Annotated in this window: 19 protein-coding genes and 3 tRNA genes; 18 read left to right on the top strand and 4 right to left on the bottom strand. The window is 60.9% G+C overall.

Annotation, left to right across the window (positions count from 1 at the left end; all coding sequences use genetic code 11):
- Window positions 1-159 precede the first annotated feature (159 nt).
- From V6Z53_RS12465 to V6Z53_RS12545, 17 genes are all read left to right on the top strand, one after another.
- Window positions 160-1,170, top strand: a complete 1,011-nt coding sequence (locus V6Z53_RS12465; protein WP_338585807.1) for an aspartate-semialdehyde dehydrogenase — start codon at window positions 160-162, stop codon at window positions 1,168-1,170.
- An 87-nt stretch (window positions 1,171-1,257) separates the two neighbouring features.
- Window positions 1,258-3,978, top strand: a complete 2,721-nt coding sequence (locus tag V6Z53_RS12470; protein WP_338585809.1) for a FimV/HubP family polar landmark protein — start codon at window positions 1,258-1,260, stop codon at window positions 3,976-3,978.
- A gap of 276 nt (window positions 3,979-4,254) precedes the next feature.
- Window positions 4,255-5,079, top strand: coding sequence for a tRNA pseudouridine(38-40) synthase TruA (truA, locus tag V6Z53_RS12475; RefSeq protein ID WP_338586487.1), 825 nt, complete (start codon window positions 4,255-4,257; stop codon window positions 5,077-5,079).
- Between the two features lie 63 nt (window positions 5,080-5,142).
- Window positions 5,143-5,766 carry a phosphoribosylanthranilate isomerase gene (locus V6Z53_RS12480; RefSeq protein ID WP_338585810.1) on the top strand — a complete coding sequence of 208 codons (624 nt, stop codon included), beginning with the start codon at window positions 5,143-5,145 and terminating at the stop codon, window positions 5,764-5,766.
- A 248-nt stretch (window positions 5,767-6,014) separates the two neighbouring features.
- Window positions 6,015-6,935, top strand: a complete 921-nt coding sequence (gene accD / locus V6Z53_RS12485; RefSeq protein ID WP_217872859.1) for an acetyl-CoA carboxylase, carboxyltransferase subunit beta — start codon at window positions 6,015-6,017, stop codon at window positions 6,933-6,935.
- Window positions 6,932-8,239: a bifunctional tetrahydrofolate synthase/dihydrofolate synthase gene (folC, locus tag V6Z53_RS12490; RefSeq protein ID WP_338585811.1), complete on the top strand. Its 1,308-nt coding sequence runs from the start codon at window positions 6,932-6,934 to the stop codon at window positions 8,237-8,239. Before accD ends, folC begins: the two co-directional genes overlap by 4 nt.
- Window positions 8,223-8,882: an SPOR domain-containing protein gene (locus V6Z53_RS12495; protein ID WP_338585812.1), complete on the top strand. Its 660-nt coding sequence runs from the start codon at window positions 8,223-8,225 to the stop codon at window positions 8,880-8,882. The genes folC and V6Z53_RS12495 overlap by 17 nt, the downstream gene beginning before the upstream one ends.
- A 98-nt stretch (window positions 8,883-8,980) precedes the next feature.
- Window positions 8,981-9,541 (top strand): CvpA family protein, encoded by a 561-nt coding sequence (locus V6Z53_RS12500; RefSeq protein WP_338585813.1) that lies wholly within the window; start codon window positions 8,981-8,983, stop codon window positions 9,539-9,541.
- A gap of 41 nt (window positions 9,542-9,582) precedes the next feature.
- A complete protein-coding gene (gene purF / locus V6Z53_RS12505; RefSeq protein ID WP_338585814.1) occupies window positions 9,583-11,088 on the top strand; it encodes an amidophosphoribosyltransferase in 1,506 nt (501 codons plus the stop codon).
- Between the two features lie 74 nt (window positions 11,089-11,162).
- Window positions 11,163-12,374: an O-succinylhomoserine sulfhydrylase gene (locus V6Z53_RS12510; RefSeq protein WP_150715390.1), complete on the top strand. Its 1,212-nt coding sequence runs from the start codon at window positions 11,163-11,165 to the stop codon at window positions 12,372-12,374.
- Window positions 12,371-13,144 carry an SDR family oxidoreductase gene (locus tag V6Z53_RS12515; protein ID WP_338585816.1) on the top strand — a complete coding sequence of 258 codons (774 nt, stop codon included), beginning with the start codon at window positions 12,371-12,373 and terminating at the stop codon, window positions 13,142-13,144. Before V6Z53_RS12510 ends, V6Z53_RS12515 begins: the two co-directional genes overlap by 4 nt.
- 129 nt (window positions 13,145-13,273) lie before the next feature.
- Window positions 13,274-13,349: transfer RNA gene (locus V6Z53_RS12520), tRNA-Val, on the top strand.
- 53 nt (window positions 13,350-13,402) lie between these two features.
- Window positions 13,403-13,479, top strand: a tRNA-Asp gene (locus V6Z53_RS12525).
- Window positions 13,480-13,574: 95 nt separating this feature from the next.
- Window positions 13,575-13,651: transfer RNA gene (locus V6Z53_RS12530), tRNA-Asp, on the top strand.
- Window positions 13,652-13,896: 245 nt separating this feature from the next.
- Window positions 13,897-14,406: a sigma-70 family RNA polymerase sigma factor gene (locus V6Z53_RS12535; RefSeq protein ID WP_338585817.1), complete on the top strand. Its 510-nt coding sequence runs from the start codon at window positions 13,897-13,899 to the stop codon at window positions 14,404-14,406.
- Window positions 14,403-15,347: a FecR domain-containing protein gene (locus V6Z53_RS12540; protein ID WP_338585818.1), complete on the top strand. Its 945-nt coding sequence runs from the start codon at window positions 14,403-14,405 to the stop codon at window positions 15,345-15,347. The genes V6Z53_RS12535 and V6Z53_RS12540 overlap by 4 nt, the downstream gene beginning before the upstream one ends.
- Window positions 15,348-15,413: 66 nt before the next feature.
- Complete coding sequence (locus V6Z53_RS12545) at window positions 15,414-17,837, top strand: TonB-dependent receptor (RefSeq protein ID WP_338585819.1); 2,424 nt, start codon at window positions 15,414-15,416, stop codon at window positions 17,835-17,837.
- A 132-nt stretch (window positions 17,838-17,969) separates the two neighbouring features.
- On the opposite strand, the gene aldA is transcribed toward V6Z53_RS12545, so the two are convergent.
- The 4 genes from aldA to V6Z53_RS12565 are packed head-to-tail and all read right to left on the bottom strand — an operon-like array spanning window position 17,970 to window position 22,751.
- Complete coding sequence (gene aldA / locus V6Z53_RS12550) at window positions 17,970-19,403, bottom strand: aldehyde dehydrogenase (protein ID WP_338585820.1); 1,434 nt, start codon at window positions 19,401-19,403, stop codon at window positions 17,970-17,972.
- 19 nt (window positions 19,404-19,422) lie between these two features.
- Window positions 19,423-20,223 (bottom strand): HpcH/HpaI aldolase/citrate lyase family protein, encoded by an 801-nt coding sequence (locus V6Z53_RS12555; protein WP_338585821.1) that lies wholly within the window; start codon window positions 20,221-20,223, stop codon window positions 19,423-19,425.
- A gap of 14 nt (window positions 20,224-20,237) precedes the next feature.
- A complete protein-coding gene (gene rhmD, locus V6Z53_RS12560) occupies window positions 20,238-21,422 on the bottom strand; it encodes an L-rhamnonate dehydratase (RefSeq protein ID WP_338585822.1) in 1,185 nt (394 codons plus the stop codon).
- Window positions 21,423-21,455: 33 nt separating this feature from the next.
- Entirely contained in the window at window positions 21,456-22,751 is a 1,296-nt protein-coding gene (locus V6Z53_RS12565) for an MFS transporter (protein WP_338585823.1), read from the bottom strand.
- Window positions 22,752-22,876: 125 nt separating this feature from the next.
- Between V6Z53_RS12565 and V6Z53_RS12570 the strand changes: the two genes are divergently transcribed.
- Window positions 22,877-23,818, top strand: a complete 942-nt coding sequence (locus V6Z53_RS12570) for a LysR family transcriptional regulator (protein ID WP_338585824.1) — start codon at window positions 22,877-22,879, stop codon at window positions 23,816-23,818.
- The last annotated feature ends 142 nt before the right edge of the window (window positions 23,819-23,960 follow it).

The raw sequence follows: 23,960 nt of genomic DNA on the forward strand, positions 1-23,960 counted from the left end.
TCCCACAACGTCGGGAGTCAAACATGAAATGTGTGTACACCAGCAAATCCTGTGGGAGCTGGCTTGCCAGCGATGGGGCCGTTACGGGCACCATCGAATTGCCTGTGTGGCACCCACCCGGTAAAGTGCCGCTCCCCCCGTTTCGCCAGAGGTAGAACCATGAGCCAGTCCATTGATATTGCCGTGATCGGCGCCACCGGTACTGTCGGCGAAACGCTGGTGCAGATTCTCGAAGAGCGCGACTTCCCGGTCGGCAACCTGCACTTGCTGGCCAGTAGCGAATCCGCCGGCAGTTCGGTGCCGTTTCGCGGCAAGAACGTGCGTGTGCGCGAAGCCGATGAGTTCGACTTCAGCAAAGTGCAACTGGTGTTCTTTGCCGCAGGCCCGGCAGCGACCCTGAGTTTCGCTTCCCGCGCCACCGCTGCCGGTTGCTCGATCATCGACCTGTCCGGCGCCTTGCCCGCCGATCAAGCGCCGCAAGTGGTGCCGGAAGCCAACGCGCAAGTACTGGCCGGTCTGAAAAAGCCATTCCAGGTCAGCAGCCCGAGCCCATCGGCCACCACTTTGGCGGTGGTGCTCGCGCCATTGCTGGGCTTGCTCGATTTGCAGCGCGTCAGCCTGACCGCCAGCCTGGCGGTGTCGGCTCAAGGTCGCGAGGCTGTCAGCGAGCTGGCGCGGCAGACCGCCGAGCTATTGAATGTGCGCCCGCTGGAGCCGAAGTTCTTTGATCGGCAGATGGCCTTCAACCTGCTGGCACAAGTCGGCAAGCAGGACGAGCAGGGTCATACGCTGCTGGAAAAACGCCTGGTGCGAGAGCTGCGGCAGGTCATGGCACTGCCTTCTCTGAAAATATCCGTCACTTGCATTCAAGCCCCGGTGTTTTTTGGCGATAGCTATAGCGTGACCCTGCAGTCCGCGAGCGATATCGACCTGACGAAAGTCAACGCTGCACTGGAAGACGCACCCGGCATCGAACTGGTCGAGGCCGGTGATTATCCGACTGCGGTCGGCGATGCGGTGGGGCAGGATGTGGTCTACGTTGGTCGGGTTCGCCATGGTATCGACGACCTGTCGGAACTAAATATGTGGCTGACGTCAGATAACGTACGCAAGGGCGCCGCGCTCAATGCTGTGCAGCTGGCTGAGTTGTTGATTAAAGACCTGCTGTAAAAGATACTTGATCGCGCGCAACGCCCTACGGCAGCGGCAATCAACACCTTCTCGCTGGCCGAGGAATGTTCAAACTAAGGATGAGCTATGGTTCAAGTTCGCAAACTGGTGTTAGCAATAGCGGCCGCCTCGGCGCTGTCCTCCGGTATGGCGCATGCCCTCGGGCTCGGGGAGCTGACCCTGAAATCGACGCTCAACCAGCCGCTGGTGGCGGAAATCGAGCTGCTCGATGTCAAGGATCTGACCGCTGCCGAAGTGGTGCCGAGCCTGGCTTCGCCTGAAGATTTCGCCAAGGCGGGTGTCGACCGCCAGGCGTTTCTCAACGACTTGACCTTTACCCCGGTGCTTAACGCCAGTGGTAAAAGCATCCTGCGTGTGACTTCCAGCAAGCCGCTCTCCGAACCGATGGTGAAATTCCTGGTTCAAGTGATGTGGCCCAACGGTCGTTTGCTGCGCGACTACAGCGTGCTGCTCGATCCGTCCAAATTCTCGCCGCAAACCGCTGAAGCGGCTGCGCAGCCGGCGCCGACCGGCACCACGCCTGTCACCGGCGCAACCCAGCCGTCCCAATACACCACCACGCCGCGCGACACCCTTTGGGAAATCGCAGCGAAGGCGCGTAATGGCGGTTCGATTCAACAAACCATGCTGGCGATCCAGGCGCTGAACCCGGATGCCTTCATCGACGGCAACATCAATCGCTTGAAAACCGGGCAAGTGCTGCGCCTGCCGGATCAAACGCAAAGCACCAACCTGCCGCAACCCAAGGCCATTGCCGAAGTGGCGGCGCAGAACACCGCGTGGCGTCAGGGTCGTCGTTATGTGGCGAAGCCTGGCACCGGGCAGCAGCAACTCGATGCGACCAATCGCGGTCGTGGTGACGCGCCAGCCACGCAAACCGGTCAGGACAAGCTGAGCCTGGTTTCCGCCGAGTCCGGCAAGGCCGGTGGCAAAGGTCAGGCAGGTGATGCCAAGGCTTTGGGCAACAAACTGGCCGTCACCCAGGAAAGCCTCGACACGACCCGTCGTGACAATGCCGAGCTGAAAAGTCGCGTGGCCGATCTGCAAAGTCAGATGGACAAGCTGCAACGCCTGATCGAACTGAAGAACAATCAACTGGCCAAGTTGCAAGCCGAAGGTGCCGCGGGTGCGCCGGCTGCCGCTACTGCCGCGACCGCTCCGGCGATCACCGCTGAGCTGGCGCCCAATCCGACTGCAACGCCTGCCGAGCCTGTGGCTGCGGTGCCGGCAGCTCCTGAAGCCACTCCGGCGCCAGCCGAACAACCCGTCGAGCCAAAACCGGCTGCCTCCGACGAGCAGAAGTTCAACGAGTTGCTGACCAACCCATGGCTATTGGGTCTGGCCGGTGGCGGGGCGGTAGTCGTTTTGCTGTTGTTGCTGTTGCTGGCACGTCGCCGCAAAGCCCAGCAGGAAGCCGAGAAACACCTGCGCATGGCCCGTGCCTTGTCCGAAGAGCAAGAGTTCTCCGCCGAACTCGACCTGCCGGAAAGCAGCTTCGAAGGCCTGGAAGTTCCACCGCCAAGCGTGAAGCTTGCGACCGCTCCGGCACCTGCGCCAGCGCCAGTGATTACCCCGGTTGTGGTAACGCCACCGATTGCAGCGCCGCTGGTCGCTCCAGCCGCCGAGCGTTCGGACGATGTGTTGGGTCAAGCCCAGTCGCACATCGCTGCCGGTCGCCTGAACCAGGCTGCCGCGCTGCTGGAAGATGGCATCAAGCAAGAGCCGCAGCGCAGTGATCTGCGTCTCAAGCTGATGGAAGTCTACGGTCTGCAGGGCGACCGCGATGCGTTCGTGGTTCAAGAGCGTCAGTTGGTGGCCAATGGCGACAACTTCGCCCAGGTCGAAAAACTGAAAAGCCGTTTCCCGGCCATGGCGCTGGTCGCTGCTGGCGGTATCGCGGCTGCTGCCGTCGCGGCCGAGCTGGACGCGCAATACGTCAAGGATCTGTTGCTGGATGAGCCGCAAGCACTAGAATCAGAGCCCGCGCCAATTGACGACGACTTCGACAGTGCTTTCGATCTGAGTCTCGACGACCTGGAAAACGTTGCGCCGGCCGCGGCTGAACCCGTTCCAGCCCCGGCCGTCGACGACCTCGACAGTGCTTTCGATCTGAGTCTTGATGACCTGGACAACATCACTCCGGCAGCTGCTGCGCCAGCGCCGCAGGCGGAACCGGAACCGATTGCGACTCTGGACGAGCTGGAAGATTTCCCGCTGGACGACGACCTGAGCTTCGAGTCGGTGTTGCAGCAGCAGACTGAAATCAAGGAAAACCTCGACGACCTGTCGGATTTCGATCTGGACATGGACCTCGGTGCCGAACCGTCTCCGGCCATTCTGGCGGAAGACGATTTCCTGCTGGATCTGGATGAGGGCGTGAAGGATCTGCCGCCGGTCGAAGCGCCAACCGTGGCCGAAGCACCGCTGGACGACCTGGAGCTGCCGGCCGATTTCGACTTGTCGCTGGCCGACGAGATGGACGCTGCAACGACTCCGAATGCATTCGAGTCCGAGCTGGATGACGTCAACGCCGAACTGGATCGCCTGTCCCAGAGCATCAGCGAGCCAACGTTCACCGTGGATGATGCCTTGGCTACCGTGGACGACGAGCCGGACTTCGATTTCTTGTCCGGCACCGACGAAGTCGCTACCAAACTCGATCTGGCCCAGGCCTACATCGACATGGGTGACAACGACGGCGCCCGCGACATCCTCAATGAGGTGGTAACCGAAGGCGATGCCGGGCAGAAGAGCGAAGCCAAGGAGATGCTTTCGCGTCTGGCTTGAGTTAATCGTTGAATAAAGCGGCAGCCCATTGAGGCTGCCGTTTTAGTTTCTGGCTGCAGTTGAGGTTGGATGTAGGGGCCTCATCGCTGGCAAGCCAGCTCCCACAGTGATTTATGTCGCCCGGAAAACCTGTGGGAGTTGGCTTGCCAGCGATGGGGTCGTAACAGTCAATGGAGATCTCACTGGCATCCCCGCCCGAGCACCTTATAATGCCCGCCTTTGCGTACATCAGCAGGCTGTCACTCCTTGGCAAATATAGATAACCCGGCCGCCGAACTGGCAGCCGAGGGCTTTTACCGGATCGCGTTGGGCGTCGAATACAAAGGCTCGCGCTATCGCGGCTGGCAGCGCCAGGCCTCCGGCGTGCTCACCGTGCAGGAAACCCTCGAAAACGCCTTGTCCAAAGTCGCCGATTCGCCGGTTTCGCTGCTGTGCGCCGGGCGTACCGACGCTGGCGTGCATGCTTGCGGACAGGTGGTGCATTTCGATACCCAGGTCGAGCGATCGATGAAAGCCTGGGTCATGGGCGCCAACATCAACCTGCCGCACGACGTCAGTGTCAGTTGGGCCAAGGTCATGCCGGCGCACTTCCATGCGCGGTTCAAGGCCATCGCCCGGCGTTATCGCTACGTGATCTACAACGATCAGATCCGTCCGGCGCACCTGAACGAAGAAATCACCTGGAACCACCGTCCGCTGGACGTCGAGCGCATGGCCGAAGCGGCGCAATATCTGGTGGGCACCCACGATTTCAGCGCTTTCCGCGCCGGCCAGTGCCAGGCCAAGTCGCCGATCAAGGAGCTGCATCACCTGCGCGTCACGCGCCACGGCAAGATGATCGTGCTGGATATCCGTGCCAGTGCCTTTCTGCACCACATGGTGCGCAACATCGCCGGTGTGCTGATGACCATCGGTGCCGGCGAGCGTCCGGTGGAGTGGATGAAAGAAGTGCTGGAAAGCCGAATCCGCCGTTCCGGCGGGGTAACGGCGCATCCGTTTGGGCTGTATCTGGTGCAGGTCGAGTACCGCGACGAGTTCGAATTGCCCGAGCGTTACATTGGCCCACACTTCCTCACCGGTTTCTCCGAACTTGACGGCTGACGCCCTCGAACGCTTTTGTTACCATCCGGGACTTTCTCGGATTTGCCGTGGGGTTTTATCGACATGTCAGCCGTTCGCAGCAAGATTTGCGGGATTACCCGCATAGAAGATGCGTTGGCAGCGGTCGAAGCCGGGGCCGATGCCATCGGATTTGTGTTTTACGCCAAGAGCCCGCGGGCGGTGACGTTCCAGCAGGCGCGCGCGATCGTCAAGGCGCTGCCGCCGTTTGTCACGACCGTCGGTTTGTTCGTCAATGCCAGCCGTGCCGAGTTGAGCGAGATCCTCGATGCCGTGCCGCTGGACCTGTTGCAGTTCCATGGCGATGAAACCGCCGCGGAGTGCGAAAGCTGGGATCGTCCGTACATCAAAGCGTTGCGGGTCAAGGCCGGCGACGACATTGCCGCGGCGTGCGAGGCTTATCCGAGTGCCAGCGGCATTCTGCTCGACGCCTATGTCGAAGGCATTCCCGGCGGAACCGGCGAGGCGTTCGACTGGTCTCTGATACCTCAAGGCTTGAGCAAGCCGATCATTCTCGCGGGTGGATTGACCCCGGATAACGTCGCCGATGCAGTGGCCCGGGTCCGGCCTTATGCCGTGGATGTCAGCGGCGGGGTAGAGGCGAGCAAGGGCATCAAGGATCACGCAAAGATTCAGGCATTTATCAAAGCGGCTGCAGGAAAGTTGTAGGAGCTGTCGAGTGAAACGAGGCTGCGATCTTTTGATCCAGCTCGCATGTGACGGCTGGCACACTGCCGCCGTCAGTAACTGCACTTGCACAAAGCAGGCATGGCTGAGGGTTTTTTGGAGTTGCACGCAGGTCAAGTTTCCTGACCCGGCAATCCAGCGATCATCGCCGCACACATGAATTTAGCGCTAGGGCATACGCGGGGCTGCGAACCAGAGCGTTCGGGCCGCCGGTACTGGAGAAAGAAAGCATGAGCAACTGGTTAGTAGACAAACTGATCCCTTCGATCATGCGTTCCGAGGTCAAGAAGAGCTCGGTGCCTGAAGGTCTTTGGCACAAATGCCCGTCTTGCGAGGCTGTGCTGTATCGTCCAGAGCTTGAAAAAACCCTGGACGTTTGCCCCAAGTGCAACCATCACATGCGTATTGGCGCACGCGCCCGTATCGACATTTTCCTCGACGTCGAAGGCCGTACCGAGCTGGGCGCGGACCTGGAGCCGGTTGACCGTCTGAAATTCCGTGACGGCAAGAAGTACAAGGATCGCCTGACCGCTGCACAAAAGCAGACCGGCGAAAAAGACGCACTGGTCTCCATGAGCGGTACGCTGCTGGGCATGCCGGTGGTGGTTTCGGCGTTCGAATTCTCCTTCATGGGTGGTTCGATGGGCGCCATCGTCGGTGAGCGCTTCGTGCGCGCCGCCAACTACGCGCTGGAAAAACGCTGCCCGATGATCTGCTTCTCCGCCTCTGGTGGTGCGCGGATGCAGGAAGCGCTGATCTCCCTGATGCAAATGGCCAAGACCTCCGCGGTACTGGCGCGTCTGCGTGAAGAAGGCATTCCGTTCATCTCCGTACTGACCGACCCGGTCTACGGCGGTGTTTCCGCCAGTCTGGCGATGCTGGGCGACGTGATCGTCGGCGAGCCGAAAGCCCTGATCGGTTTTGCCGGTCCGCGCGTGATCGAGCAAACCGTGCGCGAAAAACTGCCGGAAGGCTTCCAGCGCAGCGAGTTCCTGCTGGAGCACGGCGCCATCGACATGATCGTTCACCGTCAGGAGCTGCGTCCGCGCCTGGGCAACCTGCTGGCACAAATGATGGGCCTGCCGACGCCGAAATTCGTCGCTGCGCCAATCGAGCCGATCGTCGTTCCGCCGGTGCCTGCCAACATATGACCCAACGTACCCTTGGCGAGTGGCTCGCCTACCTTGAGCAGTTGCACCCTTCGGCCATCGACATGGGCCTTGAGCGCTCGCAACAGGTAGCGTCCCGCATGGGACTGGGCAAGCCGGCGCCTCGGGTGATCACGGTCACCGGCACCAACGGCAAGGGTTCTACCTGTGCGTTCGTGGCTTCATTGCTGCGGGCCCAGGGCCTGAAAGTCGGTGTCTACAGTTCCCCGCACCTGCTGCGCTACAACGAGCGGGTGCAGGTCAACGGCGTCGAAGCCACTGACGCCGAGCTGTGCCAGGCCTTCGCTGCGGTGGAGGCCGGTCGCGGCGACACTTCCCTGACCTATTTCGAGATGGGCACCCTGGCGGCGTTCTGGCTGTTTCAACAGTCCGGGCTCGATGCCGTGGTGCTGGAAGTCGGTCTCGGCGGGCGTCTGGACACGGTCAACGTGGTCGACGCCGATATGGCGCTGGTCACCAGCATCGGTGTCGATCACGCGGATTACCTGGGTGATACCCGCGAGTCCGTGGCCTTCGAGAAGGCCGGCATTTTCCGCCAGGGCGCGCCTGCGCTCTGTGGCGACCTGAATCCTCCGCAACCCTTGCTGGACAAAGCGCGCGAGCTCAATTGCCCGTTTTTCCTGCGTGGGCGCGATTTCGATCTCGGCATCACCGATCACAACTGGCAATGGCGCGGTCTTGACGCTCAGGGTCGTGTGGTCGAGCTGCGCGATCTGCCATTGCTCGATCTGCCGATGGAAAACGCCGCGCTGGCCTTGCAGGCCTATCTGCTGCTCGGTCTGCCTTGGGTGGATGCGCAGATTGTTCAGGCTCTGCAAGCGACGCGAGTGGTCGGTCGTCTCGATCGTCGGCAGTTCAACTGGCAGGGCAAGCGTCTTAACCTGTTGCTGGATGTAGGGCACAACCCCCATGCGGCAGAATACCTGGCACGGCGTCTGGCCAACCGCCCACCGGTCGGCAAGCGTCTGGCGGTGTTCGGGTTGCTGGCGGACAAGGATCTGAATGGTGTTGTTGATGAGTTGAGTGCTAGTGTCGAGCACTGGGCTGTCGCACCGCTGGATTCGCCACGGGCGCGACCGGTTAACGATTTGCACGAAGCGCTGCACAAGCGCGGCGCTTCAGTAACGTCTTATGATAGCGTGGCTGCCGCCCTGGAAGGGCAGAGCGCGCTGGCAACGAGCGACGACGAAATTCTGTTGTTCGGATCATTTTATTGTGTCGCCGAGGCCCTGGAATGGCTGGCCCGGCGCTCCACGGAGGAAGCGGCAAATGGCATTGCTGGATAAGGCCTACAAACAGCGCATGGTCGGCGCCCTGGTTCTGGTGGCGCTGGCGGTGATTTTCCTGCCAATGCTGTTCTCGCGGCAGGATGAGCAGCGCCATGTGACGGTTGAAGCCCCGGCTGCACCGCAAGCACCGGCGATGCCGCAAGTGCAGGTTGAGCCGGTGGTGGTGCCTGAGCCGCAAGCCTTGCCTCAGGAACCAGTGCCGAGCGATGACGAAATCGCCCAGCAGGAAGTGCCCGTTGCGCCTGTCGCGCCAGCGCCAACCGCAAAAGCTGTCACGCCGCCTCCTGCTCCAGCACCGGTTCCGGCGCTCGCGGCAAAACCTGCGACCGCGCCCGCCCAGCCGATCACCGCGGCTCCGGGCAAGCCGGACACCACGCAAAGCCGCGTCGATGCCAATGGTCTCTCGGTGAGCTGGTCGGTGCAACTGGCCAGCCTGGCCAATCGTGAAAGTGCGGAAAAGCTGCAGAAGACCCTGCGCAGCCAGGGTTACAACGCTTATATCCGTACCGCCGACGGCAAGAATCGGGTGTTTGTCGGGCCGCTGATCGAGCGTGCCGAAGCCGATCGTCTGCGTGACTTGTTGAACCGCCAGCAGAACCTCAAGGGGTTTGTGGTGCGTTTTCAGCCAGAGCGCGGCTAAATCTATCGCACCGATTTGAAATGCACTGACAATCGCAGCTTACCGATAAGCATGGGCTCTGCTAAAATGCGCCGCCTTATCCGTCTGTAGGCTGCACTGTGCCATTTACCTGGGTTGACTGGGCGATCGTTGCAATCGTCGCCATCTCCGCATTGATCAGTCTGAGCCGCGGCTTCGTCAAAGAAGCACTGTCGCTGGTGACCTGGATCATCGCAGGAGCCGTTGCCTGGATGTTCGGTGGCTCATTGTCCGAGTACCTCGCCGGATACATTCAAACACCTTCGGCTCGCGTGATCGCGGGCTGTGCCATCATGTTTGTCGCCACGTTGATCGTAGGCGCAATGATCAATTATCTGATCGGCGAATTGGTACGCGTCACCGGGTTGTCCGGGACCGATCGATTCCTCGGCATGGCCTTTGGCGCCGCGCGTGGCGTTTTGCTGGTGGTCGTGGCGGTCGGGCTATTGAGCCTGGGGCCGGTACAGCAGGACGAGTGGTGGCAGCAGTCGCAACTCGTGCCAAAATTTCTATTGGTCGCCGATTGGTCCAAAAACCTGATTCTCGGGTGGAGCAGTCAGTGGCTTGCCAGCGGTATCAGCGTACCCGCTGAAATACCGTTCAAGGAGCACCTCTTGCCGATGGCCAAAACGCCTCAGTGAGTTGTGTTCAGTTCAGATCCATTAAGTAGGGGTTGCGTCGCATGTGTGGCATCGTCGGTATCGTCGGTAAGTCGAACGTCAATCAGGCGCTGTATGACGCGCTAACCGTCCTCCAGCACCGCGGCCAGGACGCTGCCGGTATCGTGACCAGCCATGATGGCCGGTTATTCCTGCGCAAGGACAACGGCCTGGTGCGTGACGTGTTCCAGCAGCGTCACATGCAGCGCCTGGTCGGCCACATGGGCATTGGCCATGTGCGCTATCCGACCGCGGGCAGCTCGACCTCGGCCGAAGCTCAACCGTTTTACGTCAACTCGCCTTACGGCATCACCCTGGCGCACAACGGTAACCTGACCAACGTTGAACAGCTGGCCAAGGAGATTTACGAATCTGACCTGCGCCACGTCAACACCAGCTCCGACTCGGAAGTGCTGCTCAACGTGTTCGCACACGAACTGGCCCAGCGCGGCAAGTTGCAGCCAACCGAAGAAGACGTGTTTGCCGCCGTCACCGACGTGCACAACCGTTGCGTCGGTGGTTACGCCGTCGTGGCGATGGTGACCGGCTACGGTATCGTCGGTTTCCGTGACCCGCACGGCATCCGCCCGATCGTGTTCGGCCAGCGTCACACCGACGAAGGCGTCGAGTACATGATCGCGTCCGAAAGCGTGTCCCTGGACGTGCTCGGCTTCACCCTGATTCGCGACCTGGCACCGGGCGAAGCGGTCTACATCACTGAAGACGGCAAGCTGCACACCCGTCAGTGCGCGACCAACCCGTCCCTGACTCCGTGCATCTTCGAACACGTGTACTTGGCGCGTCCGGACTCGATCATCGACGGCGTGTCGGTGTACAAGGCCCGCCTGCGCATGGGCGAGAAACTCGCCGAGAAGATCCTGCGCGAGCGTCCTGAGCACGACATCGACGTGGTCATCCCGATCCCGGACACCAGCCGCACCGCGGCCTTGGAGCTGGCGAACCACCTGGGCGTGAAGTTCCGCGAAGGCTTCGTGAAGAACCGCTACATCGGCCGCACCTTCATCATGCCGGGCCAGGCAGCACGGAAAAAATCCGTACGCCAGAAGCTCAACGCAATCGAGCTGGAATTCCGCGGCAAGAACGTGATGCTGGTGGACGACTCCATCGTTCGCGGCACCACCTGCAAGCAGATCATCCAGATGGCACGTGAAGCGGGCGCCAAGAACGTCTACTTCTGTTCCGCTGCGCCGGCCGTGCGTTTCCCGAACGTCTACGGCATCGACATGCCGAGCGCCCATGAACTGATCGCTCACAACCGTTCGACCCAGGACGTGGCTGACCTGATCGGCGCTGACTGGCTGATCTATCAGGACTTGCCTGACTTGATCGAAGCGGTCGGTGGCGGCAAGATCAAGATCGACAAGTTCGATTGCGCGGTGTTCGACGGCCAGTACGTCACCGGCGACGTCGACGAGGCTTACCTGAACAAGATCGAGCAGGCACGCAACGATGCCTCCAAGGTCAAGACGCAGGCAGTCAGCGCGATCATCGATCTGTACAACAACTGAGTAATTACCGGCCCTGAGGGGCCGGTTTTGTATCCGGCTTTTAATTTACGAGAATTAGGGAAAGGAGTGACAGCATGAGTCAGGATTGGGATGCCGGTCGGTTGGACAGCGACCTCGAAGGCGTAGCGTTCGATACCCTGGCCGTACGTGCCGGTCAGCACCGTACGCCGGAAGGCGAACACGGTGATCCGATGTTCTTCACTTCCAGCTACGTATTCCGCACCGCTGCCGACGCCGCCGCGCGTTTTGCCGGCGAAGTGCCGGGCAACGTCTACTCGCGCTACACCAACCCGACCGTGCGCGCCTTCGAAGAGCGCATCGCGGCCCTGGAAAGCGCCGAGCAAGCCGTGGCCACCGCAACCGGCATGGCTGCGATCATGGCGGTGGTGATGAGCCTGTGCAGCGCCGGCGACCACGTATTGGTGTCGCGCAGCGTGTTTGGCTCGACCATCAGCCTGTTCGAGAAGTACTTCAAACGCTTCGGGATCGAAGTCGATTACGTGGCCCTGGCGGACTTGTCCGGTTGGGACGCGGCGATCAAGGCCAACACCAAATTGCTGTTCGTCGAGTCGCCATCCAACCCTCTGGCCGAGCTGGTCGACATCGCCGAACTGGCGAAAATCGCTCACGCCAAAGGCGCGATGCTGGTGGTCGACAACTGTTTCTGCACCCCTGCGTTGCAGCAGCCGCTGAAAATGGGCGCGGACATCGTCGTGCACTCGGCGACCAAGTTCATCGACGGCCAGGGCCGTTGCATGGGCGGTGTCGTCGCCGGTCGCAGCGAGCAGATGAAAGAAGTGGTCGGTTTCCTGCGTACTGCCGGGCCGACCCTGAGCCCGTTCAACGCCTGGATCTTCCTCAAGGGCCTGGAAACCCTGAACCTGCGGATGAAGGCGCACTGCGCCAACGCCCAGCAACTGGCCGAGTGGCTGGAGCAGCAGGACGGCATCGAGAAAGTCCATTACGCCGGTCTCAAGAGCCATCCGCAGCACGAATTGGCCCTGCGTCAGCAGAAGGGGTTCGGCGCGGTGGTGAGCTTCGAAGTGAAGGGCGGCAAAGAGGGCGCCTGGCGCTTTATCGATGCAACGCGCCTGATTTCGATCACCGCCAACCTGGGCGACAGTAAAACCACCATCACTCACCCGAGCACCACCTCTCACGGCCGTCTGGCGCCGCAAGAGCGTGAAGCCGCGGGCATTCGTGACAGCCTGATCCGCGTCGCGGTCGGTCTGGAAGACGTGGCAGACCTGCAAGCCGACCTGGCGCGCGGGTTGGCTGCCTTGTGATCGAGCTGTCTACGCCACCCGCTTCCAATGGTCGTGTTGCACTGGTAACCGGTGCTGCGCGGGGCATTGGGTTGGGGATTGCGGCCTGGCTGATCAGCGAGGGCTGGCAAGTCGTGCTGACGGACCTGGATCGTCAGCGCGGTTCGAAAGTGGCGAAGGTACTCGGCGACAATGCCTGGTTCATCGCCATGGACGTCTCGAACGAAGGGCAGGTCGCGCTGGGTGTTGCCGAGGTGCTGGGGCAATTCGGGCGTCTGGATGCGTTGGTGTGCAACGCGGCAGTTGCCGATCCGCACAACATCACCCTGGAAAGCCTCGATCTGGCTTACTGGAATCGGGTGTTGGCGGTGAACCTCAGTGGGCCGATGCTATTGGCCAAGCACTGTGCGCCGTATCTTCGCGCTCACAACGGGTCGATCGTCAATCTGGCCTCGACCCGTGCCGCGCAATCGGAGCCTGATACCGAGGCGTATGCGGCGAGCAAGGGCGGTTTGCTGGCCCTGACTCACGCGCTCGCCATCAGCCTTGGCCCGGAAATTCGCGTCAATGCCGTCAGCCCGGGCTGGATCGATGCGCGCGACCCTTCTGCGCGCCGTGCCGAACCGCTGACCGATGCCGATCATGCCCAACATCCGGCGGGCAGGGTAGGGACGGTCGAGGATGTGGCGGCGATGGTGGCCTGGTTGCTGTCGAAGAACGCCGGTTTCGTCACGGGCCAGGAGTTCGTGGTGGACGGTGGCATGACCAAGAAGATGATTTACAGCGAGTAACTCCAGCGGTCTGGCTACTAGCGACATTGTGCGGATTGAAACGATTTTGTCTTTTTCAGAAAAACTTCAATCCTGCTATTGACTTAGGTTCGCCACCTGCGTAAATTTCGCGGCCTCGGAGATGCAAACGGGTGATTAGCTCAGCTGGGAGAGCGTCTGCCTTACAAGCAGAATGTCGGCGGTTCGATCCCGTCATCACCCACCACTCCCGAGAAACTTGCGAAAGCAAGAAGGAAGCTGAAATGCCTCCACCGACGCGCAGCGGTAGTTCAGTCGGTTAGAATACCGGCCTGTCACGCCGGGGGTCGCGGGTTCGAGTCCCGTCCGCTGCGCCATTATTTACGAAGCAGATTTCGCTCTGGTTCGCGATTGAAAAGCACCGAAGCTCTTCAATCAAACGAGTTACTTGGGCGAAAGTCCAAAGCGATACGCAGCGGTAGTTCAGTCGGTTAGAATACCGGCCTGTCACGCCGGGGGTCGCGGGTTCGAGTCCCGTCCGCTGCGCCATATCTGCACTGAGGCCTACTGAACGCCTCGGAGCTACGAAGAAAGCCACTGGTTTACTTCGAGTCGATAGCAAAGACCCTGGTCGAAAGACCGGGGTTTTTTGTGTCTGAAATTTGGCTTTTTCTACTCTTTCGCTCTTAGCGCCCAATCTTTCTGCACTCGCGGTGCATAAAGCGCTTGGTTCGTTGCTGCAACATTAATTAGAATCACTCTCATTTACGACTCCTGGCACAGGGCTTCTTGAGATGAGTGATGCAGCGATGCCGAAGGAGCAAACCCTTCACGACCTGTACCGCGATCACCGTGGCTGGCTTGAGAGCTGGTTAAGGCGACGCATGGGCAATGCCTGCGATGCGGCGGACCTCAGTCAGGATACGTTTTTGCGTTTGCTCGCCAGCTCCCAGCGGGTCGCGGATCTGCATGAGCCCCGTGCCTATCTGCTGACAGTGGGCAAGCGCCTGCTGAGCAACTTCTATCAGCGCCGCAGTCTCGAGCAGGCTTACCTGAATGCCTTGGCATCCCTGCCGGAAGACTGCGTGCCGTCCCCGGAACAGCGCTGGTTACTACTGGAAACCCTGCAAGCCCTGGACGAATTGCTCGATGGATTGCCGCGAGCAGTACGACGGGCTTTTCTCTGGAGTCAGCTCGAAGGCCTGAGCTACCAGCAAATCGCCGAGCGCTTGTCAGTCTCCGAACGCACGATCAAGCGCTACATGGCGCAAGCCTACGAGCATTGCCTGTTGGTGGAACTGTGAACAGCGCCGCGCCCGATGCCCGTCAGGTGGTGCGAGCGGCCGCGCAATGGCTGGCTTTGCTCGAATCCGGTGGTGCCACCGAGCAGGATCGCGCGAACCTGCAGCGCTGGCGCGATACGTCGCCCAGCCATGAGCAAGCCTGGCAGAAGGCGCAAGCTTTGCGTCAGCGCTTCGCCGACCTGCCTTCAGCGTTGGCCCTGAGCAGCCTCGACCGTCCCGATCCTGGGCGCCGCGTGGTGCTCAAACGCGCACTGGGCGCCGTAGCGTTGGTGCCCGCAGCCTGGCTGATCAGCCGGCAATTACCTATGAACGTCTGGCGCGCCGATCTGCACACCGCCACTGGCGAGCGCAAACAAGTGCATCTCGCGGATGGCAGCTCCCTGCAACTAAATACCGCCAGCGCCGTCGATGTGGATTTGCCGAATCGCCGGTTGAAGCTGGTGGAGGGCGAAATGTCGCTGAAGGTGTCGGGTGTCTCGCCATTGACGATCCAGACCCGCTTCGGTCAAGTGATCGTCAGCCAAAGCGAAGTCTGCGTGCGCCAGGACAATCGCGGTTGTCGAGTCTCGGTGTTCAACGGCGCCGTGCAGTTGCAACCGTTGCAGGGCTCAACACTGACGCTGCGCGCGGGTCAGCAGGTGAATCTTCAAGCCGCAGGCGCCGGTGCGGTGCAAGCCTTTGATGTGCTGCAACCCGGTTGGCGTGAAGGCGTGCTGATGGCTAACAACCAGCCGCTGGGGGATTTCCTGCGTGAGCTCGATACCTATCGACCGGGTGTTTTGCGTTGGGAGCCTGAACTCGAAGCGCTGCGCGTCACCGGCAGTTTCCGCCTCGATGACACCGATCGCATTCTCGCGTTGCTGGCAGTCAGCCTGCCGTTGGAGGTGCAAACGCGCACCCGTTACTGGGTGACGTTACTGCCGCGCAAAAAAGTTGTCTGAAGCGTGTCCCCTTTTTTCCACTCGCTTGTCATTCAAGGCAACTGAACGCACAAGAGAGCTTTTTCAATGCCCGCAGTAAAGCCTTGCTGTCCGCGCCCGGCGTCGTCCGGTCTGCGCCCGTTGTTGCGCCTGAGCCTGTTGCTGAGCTTGAGCGCCAGCCCGTTTTTCATCACCAACGGCTGGGCCGAAGACGCCGCCCGCCGCAGCTTCCAGGTGCCCGCCGGCAGCCTGAGCGATGCGTTGACACGGTTCGCGGGTTTGGCCGGGGTCAATCTGTCGGTCGATCCGGCGCTGGTCAGCGGTCGCAGCAGTGCCGGTTTGTCCGGTGACTACGGAGTGGAAGAGGGCTTTGCTCGCCTGCTACAAAATTCCGGACTGCAATTGCAGCCGGTGGGCGAGCAGGCGTACATCCTGATTCCGGCACCAAGTGGCGCCAGCCTGCAATTGGGCGCGACTTCGATTCTCGGTGCCGTTGATACCGAACATGGCGATCCGTATGCCGGTGGACAGGTTGCGCGTCGCGGATCGCAAGGCTTGCTAGGCTCGCAAGACTTCATGGAAACGCCGTTCAGCATGACCACCTACACCAGTGAAACGGTGAAAAACCAGCAGGCCCGCACCTTGGGCGACCTGGTCGCCAGCGATCCTTCGGTTCGCGCCACCAACCCGGCGGGTGGGCGTTACGAGCAATTCACCATTCGCGGGCTCAGCCTGTTCAATAGCGATGTTTCCTACAACGGTCTGTACGGCATCCTGCCGACTTATACGATCGACATGGAGATGGCCGACCGCGTCGACATCCTCAAAGGTCCGAGCCAGCTCATCAACGGTATCTCGCCGCGAGGCAGCGTGGGTGGCGGGATCAACGTGGTACCCAAACGCGCGACCGACCAGCCCATCACCTCGTTCACTGGTAGCTACGCGTCCAACAACCAAGTCGGCGGTGCCGTGGATGTCGGTCGGCGTTTTGGTGAGGGCGACATGTTCGGCGTTCGTTTCAATGGCGTGAAGCAGTCCGGCGACACCGACTGGGATCACCAGAGTGTCGACCGCGAAATGGCCGTGCTGGGCCTGGACTTTCGCGGTGAGCGCCTGCGCCTCTCGACCGACATCGGCCACACCGAGCGCGATACCGATGCCCCGCAGGAACGCGTGCAGATTGGCGCCAACGCGAAAGTGCCGAATGCCAACGATGTCCGTGACAACTATGCACAGCCCTGGAGCCAGGCACGGACCACCGACACCTTTGGCACGCTGAACGGCGAGTTCGATGTCAACGATTCAGTCATGCTGTACGGCGGTGTGGGCGCGCGCAAAAGTAATCATGATTTTCTTCGGCATGCCGTTGCGGTCACCAATGATGCTGGCGATTTCAGCGTTCTGCCGCGTGATTTCACCCGCGATGAAAATGTCCGCACGGCCACGGCAGGCGTGCGCAACTGGTTCCATACCGGTCCGGTGAGCCATCAGGTCAACCTGGCGGCAAGCTACTTCTACATGGATTTCGAAAATGGTGGCTCCCGTTATGCCGCGGCCCCCAGCAACCTCTTCAACCCTCGGGAAACACCTACACCCGTCCGCCCGACGCGATTCGATCCAGAGGTCTACACCGAGAACCGCTTCAGCAGCGTGGCGTTGTCCGACACGCTGGGTTTCTTCGATGACCGCTTGCTGCTGACCCTTGGCGGCCGCTGGCAGCGGGTGAAGGTGGATGACTGGTCGGATGACGTCAAAGGCGACACGGCCTACGACGAGGAAAAGTTCTCGCCATCGGGCGGCATTCTGTTCAAGGCGACCGACAAGTTGTCGCTGTACGCCAACTACATGGAAGGCCTGAGCCAGGGCAAGATTGCGCCGTCGACTTCGTTGAACGAGGACGAGATTTTTCCTCCATTCATCAGTCGTCAGGTCGAGGTTGGTGCCAAGTACGACGCCGGTGCGTTCGCCCTCACCGCCGCCGTGTTCCGCATCAAACAGCCAGCCTACGAGACCAACGCCACGACGCGGGTCTTCGGCCCGAACGGCAAACGGCAGAATGATGGTGTGGAGTTGAGCGTGTTCGGCGAGCCACTCAAGGGTTTCCGCCTGCTCGGCGGTGTGATGTACATCGACAGCGAGTTGAACGACACCACCAACGGCACTTTCGATGGCAACCGGGCGCCGGCCACGCCGAAGTACAACGTCAATCTGGGCGCCGAGTGGGACGTGCCGAGTGTGCAAGGCTTGACCCTGACCAGTCGTGGCATCTATTCCAGTTCGCAGTATCTGGATCAGTCCAACAACAAGGAAATCGATTCGTGGGAGCGGTTCGACGTGGGCGCGCGGTATGCGTTCAGGGTCGATGAAAAGACCATCACCGTGCGGGCGAATGTCGAGAACGTGGCGGACAAGCGCTACTGGAGTTCGGCGGGGGCTTCGGATGACAGCGAGCCGGGGTTGACACTGTCGACGCCGCGGACTTATTTGCTGTCGGCGACTGTGGATTTTTGATGGCATTGCGTTGAACTGGTCTGACGCCATCGCGAGCAGGCTCGCTCCTACATGGGATTTGCTTGAACAACACAAATCACCTGTAGGAGCGAGCCTGCTCGCGATAGCGGTCCAAACAGCACCGCCAAATACTCAGCCTTGCAAATAAACCGCATGCGTATGGGTGTATTCATACAACCCATGCTTGCCATCCGCACCGCCAATCCCCGATTTACGCACGCCGGCATGGAAGCCTTGCATGGCTTCGAAGTTCTCGCGGTTGACGTAGGTTTCGCCAAAATCCAGCTCGCGCATGGCGTGCAGGGTTTTGCTCAGGTCGCGGGTGTAGATCGACGAGGTCAGGCCATAGTCGCAGTCGTTGGCCAGGGCGATGGCTTCGTCGAGGTCGTCGATGATCTGGATCGGCAGCACCGGGCCGAAAATCTCTTCGCGCATGATCTCCATGTCGGCGCGGCACCCGGCAAGCACCGTGGGTTGGAAGTGGAAGCCATTCGGCAGGTCGGCGATTTGCCCGCCGCTGATCAGGTTCGCACCTTGGCTCAATGCCGTGCGGACTTTACGGTTGACGCTGTCCAGCCCCTGGCGGTTGATCAGCGGACCCATTTCCACATCGGATTGCGCAACCGGATCGCCATATCGGGTCGCGCTCATGGCCGCCGCGATGCGCTCGATGAACTGATCCGCCACTTTGCGCTCGACGTACACCCGCTCGGCGCAGTTGCAAACCTGACCGCTGTTGATGATGCGCGAATCTCGGATGGCCTTCACAGCGAGGTCGAGATCTGCGTCCGCCAGCACAATGGCCGGCGCCTTGCCGCCCAGTTCCAGATTGAGCTTGGTGATGTTCGGCGCAGCGGCGGCCATGATCCGCGAGCCGGTGTCGACGCTGCCGGTGAAGCTGATCATGTCCACGCCTTTGTGCGCACTCAGTGCGGCGCCAACCTGGCCGTCACCGCAAACTACGTTGAACACGCCGGGCGGCAAATCGGTTTCGGCCACCAAACGGGCAAATTCGAAGCAGTTGTTCGGCGTTTCTTCGCTGGGCTTGATGACGATGGTGTTGCCGGTCAGCAGCGCCGGGGCCATCTTGCGGGCGATCAGGAAGAACGGGAAATTCCACGGCAGAATCCCGGCCACCACGCCCAACGGTTTGCGGAACAGAAAGATGTTTTCGTTCTGACGGTCGCTGGTGATGATTTCACCTTCGATGCGCCGCGCCCATTCGGCCATGTAGTCGAGGTAGTCAGCGGTGAAGTTGACTTCGACCTCGGCCAGGCCGCTGATCTTGCCTTGTTCCAGCGTAATGGTGCGCGCCAGGTGCGCGACGTTTTCCCGCAGCTTGGCAGCGATGCGACGCAGGTAGCCGGCGCGGTCATTCGCCGGTTTACGCGACCAGTCCTTTTGCGCGGCACGGGCAGCGGCGAGGGCGCGGTCGACGTCTTCGGCGGTCGAGGCCGGGACTTTCGACAACACGGCTCCGGTGGCCGGGTTGATCACATCGAGGTGGGCAGCGCTGGCCACGAACTGGCCATTGATGAAGTTTTCGTAAACAGGCACGGACGGCATGGGACGACTCCTTGGCAGATCAGTAAGTGCGTGACGGCGCTTGTGTGCTGGCCGGTTCGCGGTAGCGGGCGAGGGTAGTCATGGCGCTCTGGCGCAGCAGGCTGATGTCGATGGCTACTGCGATGAACTGGCAACCCCAGCCTTGGTAGCGACGGGCATCTTCTTCGTTGGGGGCGAGAATTCCGCAGGCCTTGCCCGCCGCCAGAGTTGCGTTTACCGCGTGTTGAATGCGCTCCTGAACTTCCGGATGACCTGGATTGCCGGCATGGCCAAGGCCAATCGACAAATCCGCCGGGCCGATAAACACCGCATCGACGCCTTCGACGGCGGCAATCGCTTCGACGTTTTCCACGCCGATGCGCGATTCCACCTGCACGATCAGGCACAGCTGTTCGTGGGCGGTATTGAGATAATCGGGCACGCCGTCCCAACGGGTGGCGCGGGTCAGGCCGCCACCGACGCCGCGAATGCCGTGGGGCGGATAGCGCATCGCGCGGACCAATGCCTTGGCCTGTTCAGCGGTTTCGACCATCGGGATCATCAGCGTCTGCGCGCCGATATCCAGCAGTTGCTTGATCAGGTTGGCGTCGCCATTCACCGCGCGCACGATCGGCGCAGTGGAGTAGGGCGCCACGGCCTGCAATTGCGCGAGTACGCCGGGCACGGTGTTCGGTGCGTGCTCGCCGTCGATCAGCATCCAGTCGTAACCGGTGGTGGCGACGATTTCGGCGGCGTAGCCGGTGGCGAATCCGGCCCAGATGCCATATTGAGGCGCGGCTTTTTTCAGCGCGGCTTTGAAAGCGTTGTGCGGCATGTTCATGTCGGGCTCCTTTCTCAGCGGCTGTACGGCCGATGCAGTTGGCATTCGGGGTTGAGTGTCACGCCGAAACCTGGCTGGTCGAGCGCCGACATACGCATACGGCCATTGACCGGCACCGGCTCGCCCAGCAGTTGTGGATGGAACATCGGCACCACTTCGTCGGCTTTTGGCGCCATCATCAGGAATTCGGCGAACGGGCTGTTATGTCGGGTGGCGACGAAGTGATAGCTGTAAACCGAAGAGCCATGGGGAATGACCAACGCGTTATGGGCATCGGCCAACGCCGAGATTTTCACCAGTTCGGTGAGGCCGCCGCACCAGCCGACGTCTGGCTGAATGATGTCGCAGCAGCCCATTTCCAGCAGCATGCGGAAACCCCAACGCGTGGCTTCGTGCTCGCCAGTGGTCACTAACATGCCTTTTGGCACGTTGTTGCGCAGGGCGGCGTAGCCCCAGTAATCGTCTGGCGGCAGGGCTTCTTCGATCCATTTCAAGCCATGTTCGTGGGCGCCGACCGCCAGTTTGGTGGCGTAGTTGAGGTCCAGGCTCATCCAGCAATCGAGCATCAGCCAGAAGTCCGGGCCGACCCGTTCGCGCATGGTCGCCAGTTCTTCGAGGTTCTTGCGCAGGCCTTCTTCGCCTTCGGCGGGGCCGTGGTGCAGCGGCATCTTGCCGCCGATGAAGCCCATTTTCTGCGCCAGGTCCGGGCGGGCGCCGGTGGCGTAGAACTGCAACTCGTCGCGCACTGCGCCGCCGAGTAATTGGTGCACCGGCTCCTGGCGGATCTTGCCAAGCAAGTCCCACAGCGCCAGGTCGACGCCGGAGATTGTGTTGATGACGATGCCTTTGCGCCCGTAATACAGGGTCGACTGGTACATCTGGTCCCAGATCTTTTCGATGTCGGTGACTTTTGCACCTTCAAGGAACCGCGCCAGATGTTTCTCGACGATGTAGGCGGCAGGCTCACCGCCCGTGGTCACGGCAAAACCGACGGTGCCGTCGCTGGCTTCAATCTCTACCACAAGCGTACCGAGCACGTTGATGCCGAAGGTGCGGCGGCTCTGGCGGTACTCCGGGTACTTGCTCATCGGGGTAGCGATGTGATCGTCGATCCAGTGGCCGTCCGCCTGATCGTGATAATCCGCGCCGCCGCCACGCAAGGTGAAAGCGCGGACGTGTTTGATGGTTGGGATGCCCATGGTGTGATTCCTTTTTTTAAACGGCGGTCAGGTTTAAACGGTGGCCGGTTTGTTCGAGGCTTTATGGCCGGGCGAACGTACGCCCAGCACCAGCAACGCGGCGATGACGGTGGTAGCGGACAGCACGTACAAGCCGGCTGCCGGTGAATGGAAGGCGCCTTCGGCCCAGTTCTTCAGCACCGGAGCGATGAAGCCGCCGAGGGCGCCGAACGAGTTGATCAGGGCGATGCCGGCTGCGGCGGCGCTGCCGGCGAGGTAGCTGGAGGGGAAGGTCCAGAACACCGGTTGCACGGCGATGAAGCCGGAAGCGGCAAAGCACAGGGCAATGATCCCCAGCAGCGGATTGCTGAAGGTCACCGAGCAGGCGATCCCGGCAGCGGCCATCAACAAGGTCAGGCTAGCGGTGCGGCGGCGTTCGCCGGTGCGATCGCTGTAGCCGGGAATCAGGTAGGCGGCGATCAATGCGCAAATCCATGGAATCGCAGTGACCAGTCCGACCATCAACCCGACTTTGGTGCCGAGCAGTCCGCCAACCTGGGTCGGCAGGTAAAACACCACGCCGTAGACGCTCGCCTGGATGAGCAGATAAATCAGGCACAGGTACAGCACCGAAGGCTGGCAAATCACGTTGAGCAGGCTGCGGCCGTGGTTCTGTTTGTGGCTGTCTTCCTGATCGAGCAGGTTCTGTACTTGCTGGCGCTCTTCGACGGTCAGCCACTTGGCATCGGCCGGGCGATTGTCGAGGTACCAATAAGCCCAGATGCCCACCGCCGTCGCCATCAAGCCTTCAACGGCGAACAGCCATTGCCAGCCGTGGAAGCCGGCGAAACCGTCCATTTCCAGTAGCAGACCGGACAACGGGCTGCCGAAGATGAACGCCAGCGGCGCACCGAAGTAGAAGAAGCCCATGGCTTTGCCGCGCACGGCGCTGGGGAACCAGTAGGTGAGGTAAAGGATCACGCCGGGGAAGAATCCGGCCTCGGCCACGCCCAGCAAAAAACGCAGGATGTAGAAGCTGGTTTCGGTGTGGGCGAAGACCATGGCCGCGGAGACCAGGCCCCAGGTGACCATGATCCGGCACATCCACAGACGGGCGCCGACGCGGTGCAGAATCAGGTTGCTCGGCACTTCGAGCAGCGCGTAACCGACGAAGAACACCCCGGCGCCGAAGGCGAACGCGGCATCACTGATATTGGTGTCGGCCTGGAAGGCTTGCTTGGCGAACCCGACGTTGGCGCGGTCGAGGAAGGCCATGATGTACATCAGCAGGAGAAACGGGAGCAGCCGCCAGGAAATTTTGGCGAGCAGAGGCGCGGGTAGAGTCTTCATCGCAGTTTTCCTTTGGTAGGGCATTTGTTCTTATGGGGAAGACTGTACGGCCGCTGAGCGATGCGTTACAAATCGAATCTAGCTCACAACTGATACCTTCAGGGTATCGATAAAAAAGGCCCGTGATGACCACGCCAACCATCTCCCGCAGCCTGCTCAACCGCCTGCGCTACAAGCATCTGCACATGCTGGTGACGCTCAGTACCAGCCAGAACCTGCACCGTGCTTCGCAAAACCTGAACATGTCGCAACCGGCTGCCACCCGCATGCTCCATGAAATTGAAGACATGTTTGGCTGCGACCTGTTCGAACGTTTGCCGCGCGGGATGCGACCGACGGCGCTGGGCCAGGAGCTGATTCGCTTTGCCGAGTCAGCCCTCAGCGGTCTTGATCGTTGCGCCGAAGACCTGATGGCGCGCCAGCAGGGCGGATACGGTTACCTGTCGATCGGCACCATCATGGGCGCGGCGCCGGATCTGGTGATGGATTCGATTGCCGAGATCAAATCACTCAATCCGCAACTGCGAATTCGCATCATGGGCGACACCAGCGACCAAGTGATCCAGTTACTGGAGCAAGGTCGCATCGACCTCGCCATCGCCCGGCGCAATGCCGCCACCGACAGTGAGCATTACGTCTTCGAACAACTGGGCAACGAGCGATTGCTGGTGGTGGTGCACGCCGGTCATCCGCTGGCCCGGCGCAAGAAGCTGGAGATGGCAGAACTGGTCAACGGCTGGCCGTGGATCCTGCAACCGGAAACCAGCCCGGCGCGCATTGGTCTGGATCAAGCCTTGCAGCGCCTGGCCTTGCCGCTGCCGGCGGACATCATCGAATGCAGTTCGGTGTATTCGATGCAGCAGCTGATTCAACTGACCGACGCGATCATGGTCCTGTCGGAAACCGCATTGCGCGACTACCTTAAAATGGGGCTGGTGGTGGCGCTTCCGGTGGAACTCGACGTGCAACTGGCGCCGTTCGGGCTGCTGTTGCGCAAAGGTGAGCACATAAGTCGCGAGCTGGGATTGTTCATCGATCTGCTGCGTCGAAAAGCCGCGGTTTTTTGATTTCCTGGTCAGTTTTTTGTTTTCCGCGAGCGCATAAACCTTTAAAGTTAACCTTTCGGTCAGCTTTGCACTGTCAACACAGCCCTTTGCATCGTCAAAAGGGGCTTCTGCAAGACTCGAGATTCCCAGTACATAACCAGAA

The organism is Pseudomonas sp. MAG733B (assembly GCF_036884845.1).
In the GTDB taxonomy this organism is placed as follows: domain Bacteria; phylum Pseudomonadota; class Gammaproteobacteria; order Pseudomonadales; family Pseudomonadaceae; genus Aquipseudomonas.

Excerpts from the sequence above, each read along its gene's own strand:
- V6Z53_RS12495 (WP_338585812.1), top strand. The coding sequence starts at position 8,223 with ATGGCATTGCTGGATAAGGCCTACAAACAGCGCATGGTCGGCGCCCTG.
- V6Z53_RS12545 (WP_338585819.1), top strand. The coding sequence starts at position 15,414 with ATGCCCGCAGTAAAGCCTTGCTGTCCGCGCCCGGCGTCGTCCGGTCTG.
- folC (WP_338585811.1), top strand. The coding sequence starts at position 6,932 with ATGACCCAACGTACCCTTGGCGAGTGGCTCGCCTACCTTGAGCAGTTG.
- V6Z53_RS12535 (WP_338585817.1), top strand. The coding sequence starts at position 13,897 with ATGAGTGATGCAGCGATGCCGAAGGAGCAAACCCTTCACGACCTGTAC.
- V6Z53_RS12480 (WP_338585810.1), top strand. The coding sequence starts at position 5,143 with ATGTCAGCCGTTCGCAGCAAGATTTGCGGGATTACCCGCATAGAAGAT.
- aldA (WP_338585820.1), bottom strand. The coding sequence starts at position 19,403 with ATGCCGTCCGTGCCTGTTTACGAAAACTTCATCAATGGCCAGTTCGTG.
- purF (WP_338585814.1), top strand. The coding sequence starts at position 9,583 with ATGTGTGGCATCGTCGGTATCGTCGGTAAGTCGAACGTCAATCAGGCG.
- V6Z53_RS12465 (WP_338585807.1), top strand. The coding sequence starts at position 160 with ATGAGCCAGTCCATTGATATTGCCGTGATCGGCGCCACCGGTACTGTC.
- V6Z53_RS12555 (WP_338585821.1), bottom strand. The coding sequence starts at position 20,223 with ATGAACATGCCGCACAACGCTTTCAAAGCCGCGCTGAAAAAAGCCGCG.
- V6Z53_RS12570 (WP_338585824.1), top strand. The coding sequence starts at position 22,877 with ATGACCACGCCAACCATCTCCCGCAGCCTGCTCAACCGCCTGCGCTAC.
- V6Z53_RS12565 (WP_338585823.1), bottom strand. The coding sequence starts at position 22,751 with ATGAAGACTCTACCCGCGCCTCTGCTCGCCAAAATTTCCTGGCGGCTG.
- V6Z53_RS12470 (WP_338585809.1), top strand. The coding sequence starts at position 1,258 with ATGGTTCAAGTTCGCAAACTGGTGTTAGCAATAGCGGCCGCCTCGGCG.
- V6Z53_RS12510 (WP_150715390.1), top strand. The coding sequence starts at position 11,163 with ATGAGTCAGGATTGGGATGCCGGTCGGTTGGACAGCGACCTCGAAGGC.
- rhmD (WP_338585822.1), bottom strand. The coding sequence starts at position 21,422 with ATGGGCATCCCAACCATCAAACACGTCCGCGCTTTCACCTTGCGTGGC.
- accD (WP_217872859.1), top strand. The coding sequence starts at position 6,015 with ATGAGCAACTGGTTAGTAGACAAACTGATCCCTTCGATCATGCGTTCC.